Origin of the sequence: Rhodosalinus halophilus, from assembly GCF_003298775.1 — a bacterium.
GTDB classification, from domain to species: domain Bacteria; phylum Pseudomonadota; class Alphaproteobacteria; order Rhodobacterales; family Rhodobacteraceae; genus Rhodosalinus; species Rhodosalinus halophilus.
In genome coordinates this window covers 1-568 of sequence record NZ_QNTQ01000055.1, presented here as the reverse complement: position 1 = coordinate 568, position 568 = coordinate 1, and the positions used below count along the sequence as shown (strand labels likewise).

Annotated in this window: 1 protein-coding gene; it reads left to right on the top strand. The window is 70.1% G+C overall.

The window, feature by feature from the left end; genetic code table 11:
* Positions 1–568, top strand: a 568-nt coding sequence (locus DRV85_RS18830) for an AMP-binding enzyme (protein ID WP_147238901.1), incomplete at both ends; no start/stop codon positions are given.

Here is a 568-nt window from a genome sequence, read left to right as displayed (position 1 = left end):
GGTGGCAGACCGAGACCGGCGGGCATCTGATCACGCCGCTGCCCGGCGCACACGCCACCAAGCCCGGCGCGGCGATGACGCCCTTCTTCGGCGTGGAGCCGGTCGTGCTCGACCCGCATTCGGGCGCGGAGATCACCGAGAACCCCGCCGAGGGCGTGCTGGCGATCAGGGCCTCATGGCCGGGGCAGATGCGCACCGTCTGGGGCGATCACGCGCGCTTCGAGAAGACCTACTTCGAGCAGTACAAGGGCTACTACTTCACCGGCGACGGCTGCCGGCGCGACGAGGACGGCCACTACTGGATCACCGGCCGCGTCGACGACGTGATCAACGTCTCGGGCCACCGCATGGGCACCGCCGAGGTCGAGAGCGCGCTGGTGGCCCATTCCAAGGTCGCCGAGGCCGCGGTGGTGGGCTACCCCCACCCGATCAAGGGCCAGGGCATCTACTGCTACGTCACGCTCATGAACGGCGTGGAGCCCACCGAGGCGCTCCGCAAGGAACTCCGCGACTGGGTCCGCCAGGAGATCGGCCCCATCGCCAGCCCCGACCTCATCCAGTGGGCCCC